The organism is Mesorhizobium sp. M0676 (genome assembly GCF_040320535.1).
Classification (GTDB): Bacteria; Pseudomonadota; Alphaproteobacteria; order Rhizobiales; family Rhizobiaceae; genus Mesorhizobium.
The window spans coordinates 1-1,177 of the sequence record NZ_JAMYPU010000080.1 but is presented as its reverse complement, the minus strand read 5'-3'; the positions used below and the strand labels follow the sequence as shown (position 1 = coordinate 1,177).

Annotated in this window: 1 protein-coding gene; it reads right to left on the bottom strand. The window is 62.8% G+C overall.

Features of this window, described 5'->3' with window-relative positions; translation table 11 throughout:
* Position 1: 1 nt before the first annotated feature.
* Positions 2-1,177, bottom strand: coding sequence for an elongation factor Tu (gene tuf, locus NKI35_RS31250; protein WP_023723394.1), 1,176 nt, complete (start codon positions 1,175-1,177; stop codon positions 2-4).

Sequence of the window (1,177 nt, the reverse complement as noted above, 5' to 3'; positions counted from 1 at the left end):
ATTACTCTTTGATGGTGACGACGATGCCGGCACCGACGGTGCGGCCGCCTTCACGGATGGCGAAGCGCAGCTTCTCTTCCATGGCGATCGGCACGATCAGCTCGACATCGACCGTGATGTTGTCGCCGGGCATAACCATTTCCGTGCCTTCCGGCAGCGACACGATGCCGGTCACGTCGGTCGTGCGGAAGTAGAACTGCGGACGGTAGTTGGTGAAGAACGGCGTGTGACGGCCACCTTCGTCCTTGGTCAGGATGTAGGCTTCGGCCACGAACTTCTTGTGCGGCTTCACCGTACCGGGCTTGGCCAGAACCTGGCCGCGCTCGACGCCTTCACGATCAACGCCGCGCAGCAGCGCGCCGATGTTGTCGCCGGCCTGGCCCTGATCGAGCAGCTTGCGGAACATCTCGACGCCCGTGCAGGTCGTCTTGGTCGTCGGACGGATGCCGATGATTTCCAGTTCCTCGCCGACCTTGACGATGCCGCGCTCGACGCGGCCGGTGACGACCGTGCCACGGCCCGAGATCGAGAACACGTCTTCGATCGGCATCAGGAACGGCTTGTCCAGCGGACGAACCGGCGTCGGGATATAGGCATCGACCGCAGCCATCAGCTCGCGGATCGCGTCTTCGCCGATGGTCTTGTTGGAGTCTTCCAGAGCAGCCAGCGCCGAACCCTTGACGATCGGAATGTCGTCGCCGGGGAACTCGTTCTTCGACAGAAGCTCGCGAACCTCGAGCTCGACCAGTTCGAGCAGCTCGGCGTCGTCGACCTGGTCGACCTTGTTCAGGAACACCACGATCGACGGCACGCCGACCTGACGGGCAAGCAGGATGTGCTCGCGGGTCTGCGGCATCGGGCCGTCGGCGGCCGACACGACCAGGATCGCGCCGTCCATCTGCGCGGCGCCGGTGATCATGTTCTTCACATAGTCGGCGTGGCCGGGGCAGTCGACATGGGCGTAGTGGCGCGCTGCCGTCTCGTATTCGACGTGCGCCGTCGAAATCGTGATGCCGCGGGCCTTCTCTTCGGGCGCCGCATCGATCTGGTCGTAGCGCTTGTACTCGCCAAAATACTTCGTGATCGCCGCCGTCAGCGACGTCTTGCCATGATCGACGTGGCCAATCGTGCCAATGTTCACATGAGGCTTGTTACGCTCGAATTTACCTTTTGCCAT

Excerpts from the sequence above, each read along its gene's own strand:
- tuf (WP_023723394.1), bottom strand. The coding sequence starts at position 1,177 with ATGGCAAAAGGTAAATTCGAGCGTAACAAGCCTCATGTGAACATTGGC.